The 476-nt window shown below is 60.7% G+C and carries 1 pseudogene; it reads right to left on the bottom strand.

Annotated features, from left to right (window positions below):
* A pseudogene (locus tag AC1RO3_RS08580) lies at positions 1 to 476 on the bottom strand (hypothetical protein); the annotation flags it as partial.

The raw sequence follows: 476 nt of genomic DNA, 5'->3' as shown, positions 1-476 counted from the left end.
ATAGCCGTGTAGTAATCACGGTTCTCCTGAATCGTGGTCTTGGCTCGCACCAGCTGTTCGGCCAGAATAGCCGCGATCCGCTCGTCCGACTCGTCGTAGGCGTTGACCGAATACGGTGCATAACCAGTCACATGCTTATCGACGCGCGCGATATTGCCGTCAAAGCCCCAGTGACGCGTGTACTGACCCGCGAGCTGCGTGGCTTTCCCGATATCGGATGCGGCCCCCGACGACGAGAAGGTTTGGCCAAACACCAGCTCTTCGGCCGCGCGGCCCGCGAGCAACACGCAAATCTCGTCCAGAACGTTCTGCTTCGACATGATATCCTCGCCCTCGACCACGGGCATCATGTAACCGCCCTTGAACGATGCGACGTTCACCTTCAGCTCGAACGGAGCAACGCGCTTCAGCAGCGCGTAGACCAGAGCGTGGCCCGCTTCGTGCGCCGCGACCATCGCCGTGAATTCCACGCTCCG

The sequence above is a fragment of the Dellaglioa sp. CoH-57-MRSF-19 genome, assembly GCF_056781975.1.
The sequence above is the reverse complement of the archived record's forward strand: the minus strand, read 5'-3'. Positions and strand labels throughout refer to the sequence as shown.